The organism is Streptococcus sp. IMAU 99161 (assembly GCF_014435245.1).
Lineage (GTDB): Bacteria > Bacillota > Bacilli > Lactobacillales > Streptococcaceae > Streptococcus > Streptococcus lactarius.
The window spans coordinates 1-395 of record NZ_JAAPAW010000028.1 but is presented as its reverse complement, the minus strand read 5'-3'; the positions used below and the strand labels follow the sequence as shown (position 1 = coordinate 395).

General features: G+C 40.5%; 1 protein-coding gene. It reads right to left on the bottom strand.

What is annotated here, in order from left to right; genetic code table 11:
- Positions 1-41: 41 nt before the first annotated feature.
- Positions 42-395, bottom strand: a 354-nt coding sequence (locus HA044_RS09380; protein WP_187540921.1) for an IS3 family transposase, incomplete at its 5' end; no start/stop codon positions are given.

Here is a 395-nt window from a genome sequence, read left to right as displayed (position 1 = left end):
TGAACTGCTCCCAGTCAAGTAGACAATGAAATAATAAAAGATTAAGCAACGGCCTTGTTCCTCAATTCAAGAGGGGCAAGGCCGTTGTGCTTCTCTTGAAATCGTTCGTTATTGTAAAAATAGATATATGCATCAATATCAGTGACCAACTCCTCAAATGTCTTGTAGGTCTTCAAATCATAACATTCCGTTTTAAAGTGTCCAAAGAAACTCTCAATTGGAGCATTATCAATGCATTTTCCAACCCGTGACATCGATCTCGTTAATTGATACTGTGTCGTTACCATCCGGTATTCCCGTGAAGTGTATTGACTTCCTCTGTCGCTGTGGATGAGTGGTGTGGCATCTGGATTAGCTTCCATAGCCTTTCTTAGGTTCTCCATAACAAGAGGATT